A 19,018-nucleotide genomic window follows, 5' to 3' on the forward strand; every position below is an offset into this window, starting at 1 on the left:
TCATCCCGCGCTCCCGGGGCTTCGGTGGCCGAACTTCTTCAGGTCGGCCGAGCGAGTGCCGGCCGGCTGGAGGTCGGCGTACGGGTGCAGGCGGGCGCCCGCGGTGCCGTCGGCCAGGGTGCGGTGCGGCTGGGCGGGGGTCGGGTGCGGACGGGTCTTGCCCAGAAGGGCGAGCGCGGCCTCGGGGCCGTTGTCGCGGCGGGCGGCCGCGATCTCGTCCAGGTCCCAGGCCATGGTGCCGACGACGGTACGACGGGTGCCGCGCACCTGGACCGTGCCACGGACGAGGAGCAGCCCGCTGTGGAAGACGGTGTGCGCGCAGGCCGGGTGGGAGTCCTCGAAGAACGCCAGGTCGACCAGGCCGGAACCGTCCTCCAGGGTGACGAAGATGATCCGCTTGCCGCTCGCGATCGGCGGGGTCTGGGTCGAGGCCCGCACACCCGCGACCAGCACCTGCTGACCTGCTCGCATGGCGGCCAGATGCGCCGCGTCGGTCGCGCCGATCTCGCGCAGCAGCCGGTGGTGGTGCTCCATCAGGTGCCTGGAGATGTCGATGCCGAGGGTGCTCAGCTCGGCGCTCAGGGCCTCGCGTCCGGTCATCTCCGGCAGCCCGCTCGGCTCGGCTCCGCCCACCGCGCCCGCGTCGATGGGCAGTTGTCCCTCGTGCGCGGACCGAGTGCGGGACTGGCGGTGGAGTTCGGCGATCTGGAGCAGCAGATCACGGCGTGTGAGGCGGCCGTCGTGGAGACCGTTCAGGGCGCCGATCTCGGCGAGGCGTTCGGCGACGGGTCTGCTGGGGTGTGCCCGCTGCCAGAAGTCCGACAGTGATCCGTACGGCTGTCCCGCCTCGATCCGGGCGCACTCGTCCTCGCTGATGCCGTGCACCGCGGAGAGAGCGAGTCGTACGCCCCACTCCTCCTTCTCGGTCATCTCCACGGTGTGCTTCGCCTTGGAGTGGTTGATGTCGACGGACAGAACCGGCACCCCACGCCGACGGGCGTCGGAGACGAGGACCCGCTTGGGCCACATACCGGGGTCGTGTTCGAGCAGGCCGGCCAGCAGGAACGCCGGGTGGTGCGCCTTGAGCCAGGCGCTCTGGAGGGCGGGTACGGCGAAGGCGACCGCGTGGGCGCGGCAGAAGCCGTACGCCCCGAAGGCCTCGACGGTCTTCCAGACCTCGTCCCGGACGGCCGCGCCGTAGCCGCGCGCGCGGGTCCGCTCGTGGAACCAGTCCCTGATCCTGGGCAGTTGCTCCTTGTCGCCGAGCGCCCGCCGGGTGATCTCCGCGAAGGCCCGGTCGCAGCCGGTCAGCACCGAGAGCGTCTCGATGATCTGCTCGTGCCAGATGGTCACGCCGTAGGTGTCGGCGAGCACCGGTTCCAGGTCCGGGTGCGCGTACGCGGGTGCGCCCCCGTGCCGGGCGGCGATGTACCGCTCGGGCATGCCGCCGGCGACCGGGCCCGGACGGAAGAGGCTGATGTCGGCGATGACGTCCTGGACGTCGCGGGGCTGCAGCCGGGACAGCAGGTCCTGCTGACCAGTTCATTGGTCAAGTGAGGTGTCGGGTTTTGTAGTGTCGGGTTTTCTGAGGACCACAGGCGGGAGAGCAGTATCGGCGTATTGCGATGCGTCGGTTGCATCGCCCTGTGTCGCTGATCGGCTTCAACCCTCTACACGGCGACGCGTCACCTCTCGCGACGATCGCCCTCGCGTACCAGCCGCGTCATGTGCGCCGCGATGAAGGGCATCGAGCACACCGCGATTGTCTACGGTGCGGTGCTGGCCACCAGGACACAGCGCTCGCGCTGGTGGTAAAGGCGGTGACGCCCCTGTTCCGGTAAGGCTCGTCCGCAGACCTTCCGGCACGCCGCTTCGGACCGCTACCATGAATGGATACATTCAGGCTCAATGCCGGGTTCAGCCCCGACTCCCAATGGCCTCAGGCCGGGAGAGCCCGCATACCGTCTCCAAAGCCGCAGCGCGGCCGAGGGGCGGGGCGGCGAAGGGCGAAAACGCGGACGGGAACCGACGCGCATGCCGCAGACGCGGAGCGACGAGCGGGAACTGAAGGTCTCCGAGATCTTGCGGAGTCCGGGCCTGTTCTGCCCGGGCGAACCGGCTGGGCAGCCGGACCGTGTCAACCAGGGTGTTGACATCGCCATTTCGGAGGTCTTCGTGATTAGCACCGCCCCGCCCTCGGCTGACTTCGACGACGAGGACATCACCCCTTCGTCCACCGGGAGGGACAATCCCTACCCGGGCGCCGACAAGAAGGAGTGGACCGACCGCTTCGCTGACGCGCTTGAGGCCGCCACGAGCCTGCCCCGGTCCCTGATCGACGCCATCACCGCGTACGTACCTCAGCCCAAGCAGTACCTGCAACGTCAGGACGGCGTTTACCGTCTGAAGCCGCAGACGCTGCAGGAGGACAGTGGGCTCACGATCCTCAGTGTCCGAGCCCACGGGTTCGCTGGCAGCCCGGGCGAGTACAACGAACGCATCCGCGGCGACTTCCACTCTCCTCTCCGTCCGGACGCACGGCCGGACTACGTTCTGCCAGCCCTGACGACCGGCCGTACGGCCGGAAGGCCGGCCGCGTTCCTCACCACCGCCGATCCCGTGGATCTCAACCGGCAGGCGCGTCTGCTGGACCTGATGGACACGTCCCTCAACACGGCCGACGGTGACCGGGGCTATCGCCTCGTCGAAGACATCGAGATCTACGGGCAGAAGGAAGTCACGCTGCACGCCCCGTTCGTGCGGCAGATCAGCGAACAGACGGACACCGGCAGCCGCATTCGAGCCGTCCCCGACCTGACGGCCATCAAGGGTGCCAACCGGTCCAGGGCCCGCCTGGCGCTGTTCGGGCTCTCGGTCCGGGACATCGTCTTCGGACTGCGCCCCTACGCGCACATGGGCATCTCGCGGACGGACGACCCCCGGTCCGCGGATCCCACCTACTGGATCCCGATCCTCGCGACCATCCTGAAGGACGCGTTCGACGACCCGGACCACCCCGGTCACACCATCGCCATGCGCGCCCAGAACGTAGCCACCGTCCCGATCCAGATCATCGTGGGGGCCACGAACCTCGAAGGATTCCACAACTCGGTGTTCGACCCCAACCGGGTCGATCACCGGCGCCCACCCCTGGATTACAAGCTGTCCGAGAAGGCGGCCTCTGACCTCCGGGCAATCCTCCGAGAGGCCGTGAACTACGGCGAACTGCAGGAGCCGGAAAGGGCGTGGCTCGCGGGTGAGGCCCCGGATCCGGTGCCGGAGGCCGGCGAAGATCTCGTCGCTACTCGGGACCGCCGGGACCGAACGCTCTACGACATCGTCTTCCCGACCTCGCCGGAGCGGCGCAGGCTCATCCGGAGGGTCCTGGGAGAACCTGCCCCCAGCCAGACTGGGCGCCGGCATGTGGACAACCGCATGCGCATGATCTCGGCAGTGGTCAGCGACGGTTACAGCCACCGGTGGAACCCCCGTGTACTCGACGGGCTGCTCCGCCCCAGCAGCATCAAGGACGGCACGACCTTCGCGCCCGACGCGACCTGGGCTGACCTCCTCGCCGATGCCGGCCGCGGAGACGAGAAGGCTCTGGAGACCTTCATCATCACGCGCGGCATGCACTGGCTCGCCGAACACAAGATCGTCGAGGCCGACCGCGGCTCCGTCGGAGCGCAGACCCACGAGGTCGACGACGAGGCCGAAACTCGGCGCATCCGCCGGACGATGAACAGCGTGCGGGACGCCCTGAAGGTCCAGCCGACGCGCACCATCGGTCTCATGCGGGAACTCGCCCATGCGGCAAACACCCGAAGCGAGCCCCGGCAGGTCGATGTGGAGGGCCGGCCTCTGGACGGCACTCGCGCGTCACGTGCCTGGTTCGACGAGGCCTTCCCGAAGAAGCCCGCTCGCCGTCGCGCGCCGCGTCCGGGCCCCTCGGATGACCCGGGCCAGCCGGAGCCCACGCCCCAGCAGAAGCTCCTCGTAGCGCGTGACACCTTCGAGGCGGCGGTCACGTACGGACTCGTGAAGGCCTTCGCGGACGTCTTCAGCACGGCCAAGGAACTCGACGACGCCGCGACCGACGCCAACGCTGTCGCACTGCCGGACAACCTCAGCGACACCGTCACCAAGGTCCTGGGCGACGCCCTGGCCGCCGCCCGGAAGGACCTTCGGGGGGTAGGAACAGTTCTGCAGGTCCTCCAGCACGGCGGGGGCGACCCCGCGGACTTCGTCTCAGAGTGCGCGGTGTTCTTCGACGCGGAGGCCGGTCGGTGACCCAGCGGACGGTTCTTCCGGTGGGCCCCGTGCTCACGCGCCGGGCCCTGGGGACGCTCCCCCTGGCAGCTGGCCGCTTTCTGGTGGCTGCCTATGCGACGCCGGTCCCCTTCCACGACTACGAGGTCTTCACCGACCTGGGGGTCGTGACAGGTATCTACCTGGTCACCGATACCGAGAATCACATCAGGTGGCTCGGACAGGCCAGTCGCGACGACGACCTCAGCGCCCGCCTGGGTGAACATCAGCGGAATCCTGACAAGCGGGCCGTCTTCGCCCACGTGCGGGTACTCCACCTCGAAGATCACACCCCGGGCGACGCGCTCAACGCCATCGAGGGAAGGTCCGCAGACCGGCTCAACCTCCGTGGCGCCATGAACCCACGGGTCTGGCCCCGAGCGGATGAGTGGCTACGGCTGGTGGCCTAGTTAGCACAGCAGACGCGCGGCGGGTGAGCTTTTCAACCCACCGCGCAGTCGATTCGTCGAACAGCGAGTACAGGCGTTCAGGCGCGCGCAGTTGCACGGGGGATCTCCACTCCTCGCTCTCCGGGCTTGGGCGGGTCGGAGCGCGAAGCAACGGTTGAGAGGCGACCGTCCGTCTTTCGGCGACGCAGCCGAGAAAGTCATCGGCGTCCCGAAGAAGGCAGGTCACGCTGCCCTCCGAAGGCGACGATCTATCCGTCACTCGTCAGCGGTTGAGCAGGTCGTCGACGGCGAACTGGTGCGTGAGGTCCTGCAGCAGACGATTCGCGGCCGTACCGCGGCTGACCGGTGAGGCGGCGAGATCCTGGAGCGACGCCTCGGTGACCACGGGCTCCGGGCATACGACGAGGCTGTCGTCGACCTGTCTGTCGTACTGGCCGCCCCGGTTGGCCAGCGCCAGCTCGCCGCCTTCGGTGACGGTGGCAGCACGGAGCTGCAGCATGCCGTCGCCTCCCCGCCGGTGGGCGTGGATGGCGGCCGCGGTCACCAGGTCACGTATCGCTTGTTCGAAGTCAAGCCGAGGCAGCAGGGTTGGCCCGTGCTGGAGTGGCGAAGTGACCGAGAGCGCGCCAGCGAAGGAGGCATCATGGTGCAGCTCGATGTAGGTGCGGTCACACTTTCCGGTGTAGGGGCGTGTCGCGCTGAAGACCACGCGCCGCAGACCGACGCGCGGGATGAGCTGCGTCAGCCGGGACCGCAAAAGGCTGTCACCCCCACTCGTGGGCAGGGTGTGGTAGATCTCGGCCATAACCGGGTCGATGGCCCCGGTGTGCACGGCCGGCGTGGTGTCGTACAGAGCCGGTACCGAACAGACGGCCGTCACGACGAGCCACACGCGCCGGGCTGCGCCCACTAGATGGTGATCGAGGCACTCGGCAAGCCCCGTCAGGTGCACCTCGGCGTCCTGCCGGGCGGCGAACCGCCGCCGGTACGCCGTCTCCATCTCGGACTCGCCCAACCAGACCGTGTCGGTGCCGACCCGCTTCGGGTAGCGCCAGCTGTCCTTGTCCCAGGGCACCAGGTGCGGGGCTTCCGGGCTGCGGGGTACCTGGACGACGACCGCCGAGCGGCCCACGACCGAGGACAACGGCACGGTGTAGACATTGAAGGCAGGGACGAAGGGCCGCACCATGGAGTTGGCGATCCCGCGGAACCGGTCGGCCAGGGCCTGCGCGCGAGCGTCGTCGATTCCGTCGACCGTGGCCGCGCCGCCGTTGCCGTCCTCCGCGACCCCGGTGATGATGAGGCCGCCGTTGGCGTTGGCCAGGGCTGCGAAGTCCTTGGCGTGCTCGCGGTTGTCCTTCACCTCGTCGGCGTCCCGCTTCCAATCGAGATCCTCGGCTTCACCGAGGCCGATCGAAGCGGCCTGGTCGAGCATCCCGGCGGTCACGCGACCGGGTTGGGCTCCGAGTGAACGGTGAAGTGACGTGTAAGCCATGGCAGCACCCTACGGCCGCCATCCGCAGTGTGCGTTCGGCCGGTCGCTGGTCAACGAGACGGGCCCCAGCCTCGGCCAGAAACAGCATCCGCTCACGAACCACACTTTCAGATCCAGCATCTACGGCCGCTGACGCGCCTTCTGAAGCTTCGGTCGCTTCGCAACAGGGATCACGCCTCGGCGGACCTTCATCAGAATCTCGTCTTTCGTGTTCTCACGCACTGCGAGACGGCTCAGGATTCGTTGCTGCGTTTCCGGAGTCCAGAACACTTCGAGACGTTCCCGAGCGCGTGTAATCGCGGTGTAGAAGATGCTGTGGGAGATGTTTTCCTCGTTAGCATCCGTGATGACCACCTTCACCGATTTGTACTCAAGACCCTGCGCCTTGTGGATCGATACGGCGTACGCGATCTGGAACGGCACCATGGTGGTGAGCGTATCGTCATCATCATCGCTGTTGCCGCGCTCAAAGACGTCAAACTGGACGGTCGATCCTTCTACCCAACGTAGATCTGTGCCGAAAACGTCGGCCTCAGTAACATCCCGTTCGAGATTCACGTCGAATGTGATGCGGCCACGCATGCGATCGATTTTGACGATTTTTCCCTTCAGATTATTGAAGATGACCGGACGGAATCGATCAGATTCGTTGAAGAGCACGGGATCGCCGACCTTGTATGTAGACTCGCTCCAGGTTACAGCTGGATTCGGATTGCTCGCCTGCAGGAATCGGTTAACGTTGTTGATGCCATAAAGGCCGTCATAATTTAGGCAGAGCACGATCTCATCGTCGCTCCGATGCTGGAAAAGCGAGTTTCCCAGCACTGTCGAGTAGCCATTCTTGGAGAGCGACTCTTCGATGCGGTCGTCCAGGTTCCGCACCCTGTCCCACAGTGCGAGAAGCGCCTGATCGGTCGTCCTGAAGGGCTCTGTGAGTTCGAAGACAGACTTGCCCGGAATGTACGAACGGATGATGCTGAACCAGTTGCCGAAGTCGATGGACTCAATCTGGTACACGTCGCCAACGAGTACGAGTAGGTCGAAGGATGTCTTCTCGAGCACTTTGAGTAGGCTTGCGTTGCCCACAGTGCTGCACTCGTCAATTACAAGGACGTCGTACGTTACGCCAAACGACGTGCTGCCGTACACGTGCTTACTGATCGTACTGAACTCAGTGTTCGGAGCCTGCACTCGCCGCTTCAGGTTATCAACGGCCGGGTTGGTGTGCGCCAGGAACAGCTTCCGTTTGCTCGAGAAGTAGTTCGCGATGTGATTTACCATCGTCGACTTTCCCGTGCCAGCCGCACCGTATACGAGGGCGACCTTCGAGTGCTCAAACAGCTCCGTCAGAGACTGAGCTTTCAGCGGGTCATCGATGGCCCCTGGGTTCGCATTTATCCAAGCCTGCACGTCCCTGCTGTGGTTGGGGACGCCGCTGACAGCAATTGTCTGGAGCTTATTGATTATCGCGACAGTGTCGTCCTCATACCCGACGATGAACACATGCCCGTTTTCATGCGCCAGCTTCCGCGGCGCGTGTCGGGGATTGGTTGGCAGCAACTGGTTGTGGCGCGCGATCAGCTTGTCGACATCACCGAGGTCCTCCAGGTCGGATGCCGACGTATAGATCACGCCGTGCTGCTCTACATTGTTCCTGACTCGCCTTGCCAGTAGCTCGTGAGGTCGGCTCCTAGCGTCCAGGCTCTCGGCGAGATCCGCAAAGCGCGGGGTGTGTCCGCGTGGCGACGTGCAGAACGGCATCGTATCGAAGGGCTTAGAACTCCAGGAAACGCGCAAGCCGGAAAGTCCAGCACACTCGTCGGCATCAAACTGCTCCTTGATCACACGATTGTTCATTCGAAGCATTAGGTACCGCATTAGACGAGCGCCTGATCGGTCCTCGCGGATGAGTGCACGCGCGCGGTCAAGCACAGGGAAAATCAGCGGACTACGTTGCGCGCCGTCGAGCACCCAGGAGCGAACCTGGCCGTAAGTCACGTCGGGCATGTCTATTAGATCAAGCAGACTTGATCGCTCTGTCGTGAGGTAACTCATCAGGTTGCGGTACTCGGAGAGTGACGTGCTGACTCGGTCGGGCGAGATAGCGAAGAAGCGTGCGAAGTTATCGAACTCACACGGCCGGATCGACACTTCCCACGAGCGGATCAACATGATCGGCATCCTCTGGCCAAGCACTTCGATCGTGTCGTTCACCAGATCCAGGTTGGCCGCATATTTGTCGGTGACGTCGATGTCGGTAAAGCCAATGATGCGATCGAACTTGCTCGTCCGGTTGTGGGCGCGATAGAACGTCACTTCATAGTAGATGCGGCCGCGGATAAAGAACGGTCGCGAGCTATGAATGTAGTACCGCTCGCGACGCGGGCTGGAGGACGGAGTCGCTCTTACTTGCTCGATACGCTTCGCAATCTTCTCGTAGTATTCACGCAACGAGGGGTCCAGGTCGATCGGGAAGCGTTCGATGTTGTTCAGGATCGTGACCCCGAGCTGTTGCTGTGCCAGGTCGCGGGTGCGAAGTAGGTACTCGTAGTACTTCAGCATCAATCGCTCGGATGGATCGCGATCCAGCGTGTAGTGCGAGACGCTAGCCTGGAGCAGGCCATGGAATCTGCTCAGGAATCTGAACTTGGCGAGCGCCTTAACAGCATCCAGAGCCGGCCCAACTTGGTTGTAATGGAACTCGGTCGAGCCGTCGTTGAGGTGTGCCCAGACTATTAGCCCCTCGACGAGATTCCGGAGCTGTCCCAGCACGTTCTGCGAGAGGAAACCTCGATCACCGGCCAAGTTGGCGATGTTTTCGCAGATTACCCTGTCGGCGCTCTTCACTTGCTGTTCTACTGATGCCATCGCTCCCGCTCCACTTCCCCGGAGGATCGTGCTCTGAGTCGCCTTCGATATCGAGGCACTCATGCCGTTCGGGCTTGAATGCCAACAACTGGGCACAGGTCGCTGTCCGCGCTGACGAGGAGCATGGTGTCGACCGTCGGCAACGCCGCGATCTCCATGGAGGCGAAGGTGATGTTTACGTCCGACTCCTCTCCTCGTAGCTGATCCAGTGGGCACTGCACCACGGTAGCAGAGGAATTTAACGCAGGTACATGCGACAGGTGCGTATGATTCCTTCATGAGTGACATTCCGGCTGCCGAGATCCGAGCCGCACGCGAGGCACGAGGGTGGGACCAGGCAGAACTGGCCCGTCGACTCGACATGAGGCAGCAGACGGTGAGCCGCTGGGAACGCGGAGAGACCTCACCAAGAGGTGAACGACTCCAGCGTCTGCGCGTGACGCTGGGCATCGACGTTGCCACCACACCTCCACGCCGCCCCCTTCTGGAGGAATTGCCCTTCAACCGCCTCGACGCCTACCAGTTCGAGGCTTTCTGCGACGCGTTGGCCTCGTGGCTGTACCCGGACGCCCAGGAGGTCCTGCGATACGGGGTCCCCGGAGACAAGCAGCACGGCATTGACATCCGCGTGGTCACGGCCGATGGGGAACGCATCGGCATCCAGTGCAAGAAGTACGAGAAGTTCCAGCCTGCTTCGTTCGCGAAGGCAGTGGCGGAACTCGACCGTGCCCGAGCCCGCGTCGACCGCTGTGTCCTCTTCCTGTCCACACGCGCGACCGCCGCGGTGGTGACAGCCTGCGACGAGCTGGCCGAGTGGACGATCTGGGACTCGCGCGTCCTGTCCCGAGAGGTCAGCAAGCTTCCTCGTGATCAGGCACTCACGCTGATTGACCGCTTCTTCCCGGATATGCGGGAGGAGTTTTTGGGGGTACGAAGTCCCAGCGTCTGGCAAACCGCGGAAGAGGCGTTCCCGGTCTCTCTGCCCAGTCCCGTCTACTCCCATGAGTTCCGGCTCGTGGGCCGGAACTCCATGCTGGAGGCCATGACCGCGTTCGCTGCTGGCAGCGAGGGGCCACGGATCGGCGTCCTGACCGGTGTCGCGGGACAGGGAAAGAGCCGTCTGCTGTGCCAGCTCGCCCGTGAACACGGTGTCGGCCACGGAAAGACCATCCGCGTACTGCAGCCCGGTCCGTTCACTCCGGACGAGTTCGAGCATCTGCCGACGAGCGATCGGCTGCTCGTACTGATCGAGGACGCGCATGAGCGGTCGGACGATCTCGCCATGGTAGTGACCGGAGTGCTTCGTGCACGCCCCCACGCCCGCCTGGTGATTGCAACCCGGCCGTACGGCCGGCATGTGGTCCAGCAGGCACTTCGGGCCGCCAGGTTGGACGAGAGCGAGATTCCGAGGTGGGAACTGTCCGTCCTGCGGAGCGAAGAGGCCCTCCTGCTGGCCTCCGAGATCCTCGGAGAAAGGCAGGAACATGCCGCCCGTGTGGTGGCACATGTGGCCGCCGACTCGCCGTTGCTCCTCGTGAATGCCGCAACCGCCGTACGGCGAGGAAGCTTGGACATCAGTGCCTTGCAGAGCAGTACCGACGTGCACCGGCTGCTTCTCGACGTGTTCGTCCAGTCCGCCTTGTCTCAGTCCCAGCAGCCCGATGACGATCGGGCACTGCTGCACGCCGTAGCAGCCCTGCAACCCGTTGCCACAGACGTCCCTCAATTTCAGAACGCGCTGTCCGGCATCCTGCAGATGCCGTTCTCCCGGATCAGCCCTCGTCTCATGGGCCTGGAAGGCACAGGCATCGTGGTACGGCGCGGCGCCTCCGTACGCATTTCCCCCGACCTGCTCGGCGACGTCCTTCTTGCCGAAGCGGCTGTCAATCCGCACGACGGCTCCCCCACGCCATACCTGAGGGAGGTCCGCGAGCATGCCGACGGTGACGCGCTGGCGAATGCTCTTCTCAACGCCGGCCGCGTCGACTGGCAGTGGAACGGCCGGGGCTCCCGTCATGCGGGTCTGCTCGACCCCCTGTGGGTGGTCGTCGAAGACGAGTTCAAACGAGGTGGCGCTTACACCCGTAGGGCACTTCTGCGTCTCCTGTTGAAGATCGCTCCCTTCCAGCCCCAGCGCGTACTCGCCTTGACCCGGTGGGCCCTGGACAACCCGACGGCCGAGGACGACCGGCCGAGCGGCATCGAGTGGATGCCCGGTAAGTACAGCCAGGCCGATGTCCTCTGCGAAGCACCGCGTGTCCTGGAGGCAGTGGCCGTCGATCTTGACCAGCTGCGCAGCGTGTACGACCTCCTGTGGTCCATGGGCCGGGACGACGAACGGCCGCTCAACCAGAATCCCGACGCACCACTCCGTGTTCTCCTCGACCTGGCTTCGTACGCCCCGGGCAAGCCGCTGGCGTATCAGGAGATCCTGCTCGACGCGTTGTCGGACTGGACGGAAGAAGCCACGCCGAATCCCGCGAACCGCATGCCCCTCGCACTGCTCGATCCGCTGTTTTCCAACACGGCGGAGGGCCGAATGATGGAAGGCTGGACCCTCACCCTGAGCCGTTACCCGGTCCCAGCGGAGATAGTGGCGCCGATCAGGCAACGCGCGGCTGAGATCCTACTCGGCCAATACACGTCCGGGCATGAAGAGCGGGCAGCCGTGGCCGCCGCATCCCTCGAAGAAGTCCTTCGCCACCAAAGCGAAGAATTCGAGCCGCACGCCATCGAGTTCCTCCGTGAACTGGCCACCCGGGTTGCCGCGACGCAGCCACGTCCTCTGGTGTCGCTCGCGACCCGGCGCTCGCTGAGCTGGGCCGCAAAGCACGGCACCGCTCAGATGCGTGAAACGGCGCAGACAGTGCTCGACGCATTGCCGGACAACACGGAACACCATCTGGCGCTCCTCCTCCACACAGGGACCTACGACGAATCCTTGGTCCCCCGCTCCGAAGACACCGAATGGCTGGAGAACGTCCAAAACCACTGGGCGGCACTACGCCACGAGACCGCCGACGAGTTGAGGAAGCAGCCCACCGACCAAGTGGCCGAGCTACTCGTATCGCTGGTGGAAGCAGGCCAAAAAGTCCTGGCCCGTCACTCAGAGGGAGTTCCCGCAGTACTCGAAGACACTCTTAAGGGATTCTCTGACCTCATCCCCGCTCTTCTCGACCGGCTGGCCCGCGCGGAGAATGAAGCTGTCCGTGTCATGCTGCCCTCAGTGCTGCACGCATCGTTCGAACAGAACGTGCCCCGCGCATTGGACACGTGTCGGCGCCTCGTTGCCGACCGTGGGGCCGTGGAGGTCTGGGCCGTCGCCCAGGCTCTCCAAAAGTACATCCCGGACCCCTCGGTGCAGGAGGCCGGTGCACTGGCACTCGCCCGCGCTCTGAGCAACCACACCGACCCCGCAGTGCGCGCTGGAGTCCTCGGCATGGCCGTTTCCATGCTGCGCACCTCGAAGGACACGGCTCTGGAACTGCTCACCTCTGTGCCGTTCGGCGAGACGGGGGCGGTACCCTACCGCCTCTGGTGGGCATTCACGATGGACGGCCTCTTGTCCTGGGAACAGCTTACGGACCCCCAAAGCAGGTTTTTCCTGGCCCAGTTGACCGCTCTTCCGACGCTGAGTGATCACACGGTGCAGCAGTTCGTGGCTCACCTCGCCAAGGCCGACTCGCAAGCCGCAGTCGGGCTCCTGATCGCCCGGATCGAGCGCTGGGAGGAGGACCCCTCCAGAAAGCTCTTCGATCCCCTGCCTTACCAGTGGAGTGTCCCGCTCCCGTTGTCTGACAGTCCTGCACGGCTTGACCTGATGCGATCGGTGCGAAACTGGCTGGCACAGCCCCGCGAGAACGCATGGCGCCGTGAACTCCACGCGCCGGAACTTTTCTGGACCATCGCCGGCCCTGCAGACGAATTGGTCCTCAGCCTCCTCCTTGAGCCTTACCAGGAAGGGGACAGCGATCTCGCGTATGCCGCCGCCCCGCTCCTGGGCAAAATGCCCAAGAACATCGTGTGGGACGAGGTGGACTTCGTGACGGTGTTGTTGAAGACAGCGTCCCGACTGTCGGAAGACTTGTTTCGTCGTACCGGGGGAAGCCTGCACTCCGCAGTCCTCTCCGGCTTCCGGTTCGGAACTCCTGGCCAGCCATACCCGGAAGACCTCGACATCAGCGAACGTGCCCAGCGCATCCGCGCCGGCCTGCCGCGCGGATCTGCCGTCGATCTCTTCTACAAAGCACTCGCGGACAGCGCGCAACGCAACATCGACCGCGCGAGTACCGACGACCTTAACGACCGCTGACGAGACTGTGAGCGATTCGGTGGAAATCAGGTGAGCGCTGGGACGATTGGGGGCATCGATGCGATGCCCCCAATCGTCCCAGGCTGCAGACCACGGAGCTCCCCAGCGTGAACGTGCAGGCGGTCACCGACCCGCGCCGCGCGGCGCTGTGGCTGTCGCCGGCCCTACAGGGGCGCTGCCATGACTCGGATTGTCGCCCGCGCCCAGGATCATCCAGATCTGCGAACGCCAGGGGTCCCGATCCTGGTCGATCGCGCTTGCATCGGTGACGGGCGTGGGGTGACCACACCGGCCTGCGGGAGGCGAGCTGTCTCTCACTCAGCAGACCGTCAAGCGGGCGCTGTCTAGGGCGCGGGCCTCGGTCGAGAGTGGAGTCGCCCGACTGAAGACCTAGCGGGATCTTCCGCAGAGCGCGGTGCAGCCCGAATCGAATGACGTCAATCGCAGCAGCAGTCCTCACCCTGGAGTGGCAACGCTGAAAGACCTCACCCCGTGCCGACGGCGCTTGGCCGAATAGTAGGGCGCGGCTGTCGCCGAGGCGGTCGCACTCGGCCAGGGTGCCGTCGAGGAGGACGAGCTCGGGGTCTGCCTCACGCAGGGCGCACAGCAGGCCGAGGGCGCGGGCAGTGAGGAGATTGATGACCGCTGTGGTGTAGGCGTGCGAGGTGCCGACCGAGATGCCGAACCCGGCAGCGATCTGCGCGAGAGGCTCGTACTTGCGTAGGAACGAAATATCTAGCTACTTCTCGCGAATCTTCTTCCATTCTCGGTTAGCTTCATCCAGCACCCCCTGAAGGTCGCCTCTATATTCCTCAATCTTTTCAGCGGTGACCGTTTCAGCAACCTTATCGAAGGCTATGCGCTGCCGCAGAGAATAGAGTTCATTCAAAGCCTTCTGCTTACTCAACCATGACTGAAGGCCGGAAAACCATCCAGCCAATGCTGCCGCGATCGTAGTAAGTGCAGCCAATATAAGTGAAAGTACCTTCAGCCAGGTCGGGTTGTAGAGTTGACTGAGAGCAACGAACAACGTAGTCAATGACCCTAGCGCTGCAGCCGATAGCGCCTCAATCATTGAGATACGGCGAAAGAATTTTTTCGAGGACTTGAAGTTCCCTATATGATTCTCCAGCCCCTCCTCTATGTGATCCAAAGCTTGACGTTCATTCACAAGAGCCTACCTAAATCCGCCACTAGTCGCCCATTCGGGACAACTCCAAGTAGCGCCCGATAATCTCAGAGAAGGGAAATCTAGACCCTACCGGTTCATGAAACTCCAGCGTTTCACGTGCCCAATGTGTAATATCGGAGGCAGAATGAATGACTCGATCTTTCGAACCTATCCTTCCTTGCGTAACCAAGGGCATGAAATGCGCTATACAGAGTTGCCTGTTGATAGGCCCCCGCAACAAGAGGACACCTAGACAGGGGATTGAATTCTTTTCACCACTCAATGCACCCAAGAAGCTAGTCAGCATCAATCGGAATGCCGCATAGTCCAGCTGAGGGGTGTAGTTCAATTCGTCGGCTGCATATTGCTCATCGGAGTGACTCAAAATAGATTCTGGAGTGGCATTTACGAGGTCGACGTAGCGCATGTGGGCGAACGGCAGCACGCCGCTGTCGACTTGAGGTAGCCACCACGGGGCGCTGTCGACCGGTTCGCCCACCTTCTCAGCCAAACGAGGTGCGGGCACAGTCTCAGCTTCCAGAGCCTTTCCAATCATCAGTCTTGCGTGATCTACATGGTCCTCTAGCGAGTAAGACGCGAAATCCAGGAATCGCACCAATCCTTGCGTGCTGTACAGGTTCTCTAGGGCCCAGACGAAGTAAAAAAATTCATCAGGCTGATCAACAGTTTGAACCTTCACGGGAAAACATCCTTCGCAGCCTCATCGCTATAAACTTCCTGAACTCTCTTCACTTCAAAAGGTAGCCTCAAGTACATCGGGATTCCGAATTCGTCCAGATGGTCAACGGCATCACCGGCAAGTCGAAATTTTTGCCTGATCGCGGAGATGTCAACACCGGCATCATATTCACCGAGGATGGTTAGAATGAAGCCGCGAGTGTCCCCTTTTTTCGCGAACCCCTCGGCGACCCACTTCGCACGACTACACGACACGAATGGATTCCTATACTTGAAGATCTGTATCTGGAGTAGTTCATTCTCCAGATAACCGCGGGCCGCAGGGTCGCCTGCCTCTGTCGCACCTATGAGGCCGTACAGGAACTCCAAATAATCCTTAGTCCGGATCCGCGGATTCCCTCCGAAATCGCTGCGCAACGAGGGCGCAGTGATGGCCATGCCCGATGTCCATTCTTTCTGCCCGCGGTAGAGTGTTATGAGAGGTACAGCCACGACACTCACCCCCGTCTACGGAGCGAATTACAGCATACCTCGCGAGTGCACAACCCGCATCCTGGGGAAACCAAGAAACGGCGAATTCAGGGCACAAAGCGCGAACTCGAAAGAGGGCCTTGGGGCCGTAGAGTCCTCGCCACCCGGACAGAGTTCGGCGCGGGCGAGTGGGTCACCACCCCCAAGCGCCGGACGCCCCACGGCGAACTCACCCCAACCGAGCAGACGGTCAACCGACCCTTGCCGCCGCTCGCGTACCCGTCGAACGAGGCATCGCCCGCCTGAAGTGCTGGCGAATCTTCCGTCATGCCCGGGGCAGCCCGAACCGCATGACGTCAATCGCCACGACCGTCCTCACCCTGGAGCGGCACCGCTGAAAAGGCTCACTGTGCCACGGGAACCTGGCCGGAGCGTGCGACAGGAAGAGTGTCGATCCACGACAGCCCACCCAGGTCGAGCTGCTGGCGTGCCCGCGTGACCGCGACATACGCGAGGCGGGCGTCGGTGTCGTTGACGGGTTCCGGGATTGGGTGGCCCTTGGCGTCGAGTTGGTCGGTGTCTTTGGGAGGGGGAAAGTCCTCACCGATGCGGACGGTGAGCCATTCGCGGCCCTTGGCCTTGTGAGCGGTGGACACGGTTACGTCGGCATGGTCCTCGTCGGTGAGTTCGTCGACCGCGGCGAGGATGGCGTCGGGGCCATGCGTGTCGACGAGGTCGACGAAGGGCTGGAGGTCGCCGCCGGCCGGGTCATACGTCGCGTAGTCCTGCACGTCGCCCCAAGAGGCGAAGAGAACGAGTTCCGGGTGGCTGGTGCGGCGGCCTTCTTTGAGGTCGCGAGCCGCCAGCGCCAGTGCGGCGAGGGTGTGTCCGCCGCGGGCCAGGGCGACGCGGCGGCCCTCGGAGAGGAGGCGCATGACTTCGGCCATGGCACCGATGTTGGTGCGGCACAACACTGCGTCCGGGTTGGCGATGTCCCCGACCTCGGTGGGAATGTTCTCGCTTCCGGTCAGGCGGATGGGTGCCTCGGCAAGTTCGAGCCAGCGGTTGGCCTGCTCGGCGAGGAGGGGGCCGAAGCGGAAGGAGCGGGTCAAAGTGAGGGCGGTGGCGTCGAAGTCGGTCATCACGTCGCGCGCACCGCGCCAGCCGTAGATGGCCTGGGCAGAGTCGCCGACCATGACGAGCTGGGCGTGGTCGCGCTGGGCGTTGAAGACTTGTTCCAGGACGGGGTTGGTGTCCTGGGCTTCGTCGAGGAAGAGGAAGTCCGCTTCGATCTTTGGTTCGGTCAGAGCCCACATCTTCAGGTAGTGGTCGTGTTCGAATCGGACCGCACCATGGGCGGGGTTTTGCAGGTCGGCCCAGGCCTTGGTTGCGAATGGCAGGGTCACGTCTGCGAGTTGGGCGTGCTCGGCGGGCGATGCTAGGCGGCGAAGATGCGGCACGTGGTGGCGGGCCAGAACGCGGTCGGCTGAGTAGCAGAAGCGGGTCACGGTGCGTAGCACTGTGTGGGAGAGCGTCTTGTGGCTGATCTCGTCATCGCCGATGCGGATGGGCTGGTTGATGCCGAGGGCTTGGCCGGTCCTCCAGGCGGGCTGTCGGGGGCCGTTCAGTCGGTCGGCATAACGGTGACCGAGTGCTGCGTACGCGGTCGCATGGGCCGTCTTGCACATCACCGTCCGGGGGAAGCTCGTGGCAGCATCGCGGGCGATGTCCTTGTTGAACGCGATGTAGCGTCCGCGTCGTTTGGTGCTGGCGGCGAGCATCGCGAGGGTGGTCGTCTTGCCAGTACCGGCTCCCGCCTGCAAGACGAGGTGGTGTCCTGTTCGGAAGGTGTCGGTGGCTTGGACCTGTTCGTCGGTCGGGGTGGGCACAAAGGTTCCTTAGGGAGAAGTGGTGGAGGACTTACCGCTTGACAGGCGGTTCTGGTGGCTGAGAAGAGTGCTCGCTGCGCAGAACAGCAGTTCTTCCGGGGTGTGCTGAGCCAGTAGCCCTTCCAGCTGGGTTGTCAGATGACGGGCGCGCTCTTCTTGGTGGCGGGCAACGGCGTCGGTCACGCTCTGGCGTAGGAAGTCCTGGGGCCGTTGACCATGGGTTGCCGCAGCCTGGCGGATGGCAGTGCGGGCGGTGCGGCTGAGAGCGAAGTTCACCAGGACACAGCCCTGTCGGTCCGGGTAGTGGGTGGTCAGGACCGCGATGGGCAACACAGCATCGAGTCGATGCCGGAGTACTCGCAGCGCGCGCCCAGGATTCTTGGCACGCTGCAGAGTCAGCAGCTGGGTGTGGTCGTTGTTGCTGGCCAGAGCCACGACACGACGCGCACGACGCAGCTCACCGTTGGTAGCCGGCCTGGCCAGGGTGATCTCAATCGCATGGTGCGCGGTCACGGCTGTGGCCCCCTCCGGATCCGTCCGGCCGACCCTTGACCTCGGCTGAGTGTCGGGAGCCTCGTGTGGATGTGCTCGTGGTGGATGAGGGGGTCGAAGGGCTCCCACTCGGCAACCGCCAAGTCGGCAGCTGTGGGAGCGGCGGCGTGCTCAGGGCAGCGTTGAGCCCTCCAGCGCAGTTGCTCGGCATAAGGCAGGCCAGTGAGCGCGTAGACGGCCATGACCGCTCCAGGCAAAGGAAGTTGGCCGTGCGCTGAGGTGGTGGGCACGAGAGTCCAGACCCCTGGCCTGGACCCAGATGTGAGCAGTGGACTTCCGCAGCGGTGGCGGCGTCGGGTCTGGGCGACACACTGGATCGCGTCCACCGGTCGGTTGGCGAGGTAACGGACGTACAGGAGCTGCACAACAGGACGAGGCGGCCGACAGGCAGTCATCTGTGAGACTTCGGTGTTCGGCACGGCGGAAGGGAGAACGAATCCGCCGCTGTCGATCAGGCGGCGGGTGTTGACCGCCAGCGCACGGCGCAGTCCGGTCAATTCGGGTACGGGCGGAAGGTTGTCGCGGGCAGGACACAGCATGGCGTGCGGCAGGCGGCACCAGCCGCTGCCGTCGCCCGCAGGATGGGCGACACCCGAGCTGACGTGCCAGTGCCAGGCGGCGGGCACGGTCTTGGCCGGCAGCTCGTGAGGATGCAGAGGAATGGGCCGCTCGTTGGTGCGGTGGTACCACTCGATTCGGTTGCCGCAATCCCGGCAGCGGTCACACTGGCCGCATCGCAACAGGCGGCTGGAGCTGTCGCTGCTTACGCGGAGGGAACGCCTTGCGCGGTCGCGGGCGAGGATGCCGTCCCAACGACGTGGAGAAGGGGGTGTGGAGCGCATG

Annotated in this window: 12 protein-coding genes and 4 pseudogenes; 5 read left to right on the forward strand and 11 right to left on the reverse strand. The window is 64.1% G+C overall.

Features of this window, described 5'->3' with window-relative positions:
* Positions 1-1,539: pseudogene (locus ACZ5K7_RS23685) on the reverse strand (helix-hairpin-helix domain-containing protein); the annotation flags it as partial.
* Between the two features lie 636 nt (positions 1,540-2,175).
* On the opposite strand from ACZ5K7_RS23685, the gene ACZ5K7_RS23690 reads away from it, so the two are divergent.
* Positions 2,176-4,290, forward strand: coding sequence for a hypothetical protein (locus ACZ5K7_RS23690; RefSeq protein WP_468915832.1), 2,115 nt, complete (start codon positions 2,176-2,178; stop codon positions 4,288-4,290).
* On the forward strand, positions 4,287-4,718 hold the full coding sequence (locus tag ACZ5K7_RS23695; RefSeq protein ID WP_468915834.1) for a hypothetical protein: 432 nt from the start codon (positions 4,287-4,289) through the stop codon (positions 4,716-4,718). The genes ACZ5K7_RS23690 and ACZ5K7_RS23695 overlap by 4 nt, the downstream gene beginning before the upstream one ends.
* 262 nt (positions 4,719-4,980) lie before the next feature.
* On the opposite strand, the gene ACZ5K7_RS23700 is transcribed toward ACZ5K7_RS23695, so the two are convergent.
* From ACZ5K7_RS23700 to ACZ5K7_RS23710, 3 genes are all read right to left on the reverse strand, one after another.
* Positions 4,981-6,165 (reverse strand): AlbA family DNA-binding domain-containing protein, encoded by a 1,185-nt coding sequence (locus tag ACZ5K7_RS23700; protein WP_468915837.1) that lies wholly within the window; start codon positions 6,163-6,165, stop codon positions 4,981-4,983.
* Positions 6,166-6,333: 168 nt separating this feature from the next.
* The gene (locus ACZ5K7_RS23705) at positions 6,334-9,081 is read right to left on the reverse strand and encodes an ATP-dependent DNA helicase (RefSeq protein WP_468915839.1); all 2,748 of its coding nucleotides are present in this window, start codon (positions 9,079-9,081) and stop codon (positions 6,334-6,336) included.
* Between the two features lie 59 nt (positions 9,082-9,140).
* Positions 9,141-9,305 carry a PIN domain-containing protein gene (locus ACZ5K7_RS23710; protein WP_468915842.1) on the reverse strand — a complete coding sequence of 55 codons (165 nt, stop codon included), beginning with the start codon at positions 9,303-9,305 and terminating at the stop codon, positions 9,141-9,143.
* Positions 9,306-9,358: 53 nt separating this feature from the next.
* Between ACZ5K7_RS23710 and ACZ5K7_RS23715 the strand changes: the two genes are divergently transcribed.
* The gene (locus tag ACZ5K7_RS23715) at positions 9,359-13,393 is read left to right on the forward strand and encodes a helix-turn-helix domain-containing protein (protein WP_468915845.1); all 4,035 of its coding nucleotides are present in this window, start codon (positions 9,359-9,361) and stop codon (positions 13,391-13,393) included.
* A gap of 107 nt (positions 13,394-13,500) precedes the next feature.
* Positions 13,501-13,872: pseudogene (locus ACZ5K7_RS23720) on the forward strand (transposase family protein); the annotation flags it as partial.
* On the opposite strand, the pseudogene ACZ5K7_RS23725 reads toward ACZ5K7_RS23720, so the two are convergent.
* From ACZ5K7_RS23725 to ACZ5K7_RS23740, 4 genes and pseudogenes are all read right to left on the reverse strand, one after another.
* Positions 13,856-14,120 (reverse strand): annotated as a pseudogene (locus ACZ5K7_RS23725) (transposase family protein); the annotation flags it as partial. The pseudogenes ACZ5K7_RS23720 and ACZ5K7_RS23725 sit on opposite strands and share 17 nt — an antisense overlap.
* A 12-nt stretch (positions 14,121-14,132) precedes the next feature.
* Complete coding sequence (locus ACZ5K7_RS23730) at positions 14,133-14,564, reverse strand: SLATT domain-containing protein (protein ID WP_468915848.1); 432 nt, start codon at positions 14,562-14,564, stop codon at positions 14,133-14,135.
* A 22-nt stretch (positions 14,565-14,586) separates the two neighbouring features.
* Positions 14,587-15,264: a hypothetical protein gene (locus ACZ5K7_RS23735; RefSeq protein ID WP_468915851.1), complete on the reverse strand. Its 678-nt coding sequence runs from the start codon at positions 15,262-15,264 to the stop codon at positions 14,587-14,589.
* On the reverse strand, positions 15,261-15,755 hold the full coding sequence (locus tag ACZ5K7_RS23740) for a hypothetical protein (protein ID WP_468915854.1): 495 nt from the start codon (positions 15,753-15,755) through the stop codon (positions 15,261-15,263). The genes ACZ5K7_RS23735 and ACZ5K7_RS23740 overlap by 4 nt, the downstream gene beginning before the upstream one ends.
* Before the next feature lie 153 nt (positions 15,756-15,908).
* Here ACZ5K7_RS23740 and ACZ5K7_RS23745 point away from each other — a divergent pair.
* Positions 15,909-16,132: pseudogene (locus ACZ5K7_RS23745) on the forward strand (transposase family protein); the annotation flags it as partial.
* A gap of 6 nt (positions 16,133-16,138) precedes the next feature.
* Here the strand turns inward: ACZ5K7_RS23745 and ACZ5K7_RS23750 are convergent.
* Genes ACZ5K7_RS23750 through ACZ5K7_RS23760 form a run of 3 tightly spaced genes read right to left on the reverse strand, consistent with a single transcriptional unit; the run spans position 16,139 to position 19,017 of the window.
* The gene (locus ACZ5K7_RS23750) at positions 16,139-17,623 is read right to left on the reverse strand and encodes a UvrD-helicase domain-containing protein (protein WP_468915856.1); all 1,485 of its coding nucleotides are present in this window, start codon (positions 17,621-17,623) and stop codon (positions 16,139-16,141) included.
* Between the two features lie 9 nt (positions 17,624-17,632).
* Positions 17,633-18,136, reverse strand: a complete 504-nt coding sequence (locus ACZ5K7_RS23755; protein WP_468915858.1) for a hypothetical protein — start codon at positions 18,134-18,136, stop codon at positions 17,633-17,635.
* A complete protein-coding gene (locus ACZ5K7_RS23760) occupies positions 18,133-19,017 on the reverse strand; it encodes a DUF6083 domain-containing protein (RefSeq protein WP_468915861.1) in 885 nt (294 codons plus the stop codon). The genes ACZ5K7_RS23755 and ACZ5K7_RS23760 overlap by 4 nt, the downstream gene beginning before the upstream one ends.
* Between the last annotated feature and the right edge of the window lies 1 nt (position 19,018).

Source organism: Streptomyces sp. NPDC031497, assembly GCF_055580905.1.

Excerpts from the sequence above, each read along its gene's own strand:
- ACZ5K7_RS23705 (WP_468915839.1), bottom strand. The coding sequence starts at position 9,081 with ATGGCATCAGTAGAACAGCAAGTGAAGAGCGCCGACAGGGTAATCTGC.
- ACZ5K7_RS23715 (WP_468915845.1), top strand. The coding sequence starts at position 9,359 with ATGAGTGACATTCCGGCTGCCGAGATCCGAGCCGCACGCGAGGCACGA.
- ACZ5K7_RS23760 (WP_468915861.1), bottom strand. The coding sequence starts at position 19,017 with ATGCGCTCCACACCCCCTTCTCCACGTCGTTGGGACGGCATCCTCGCC.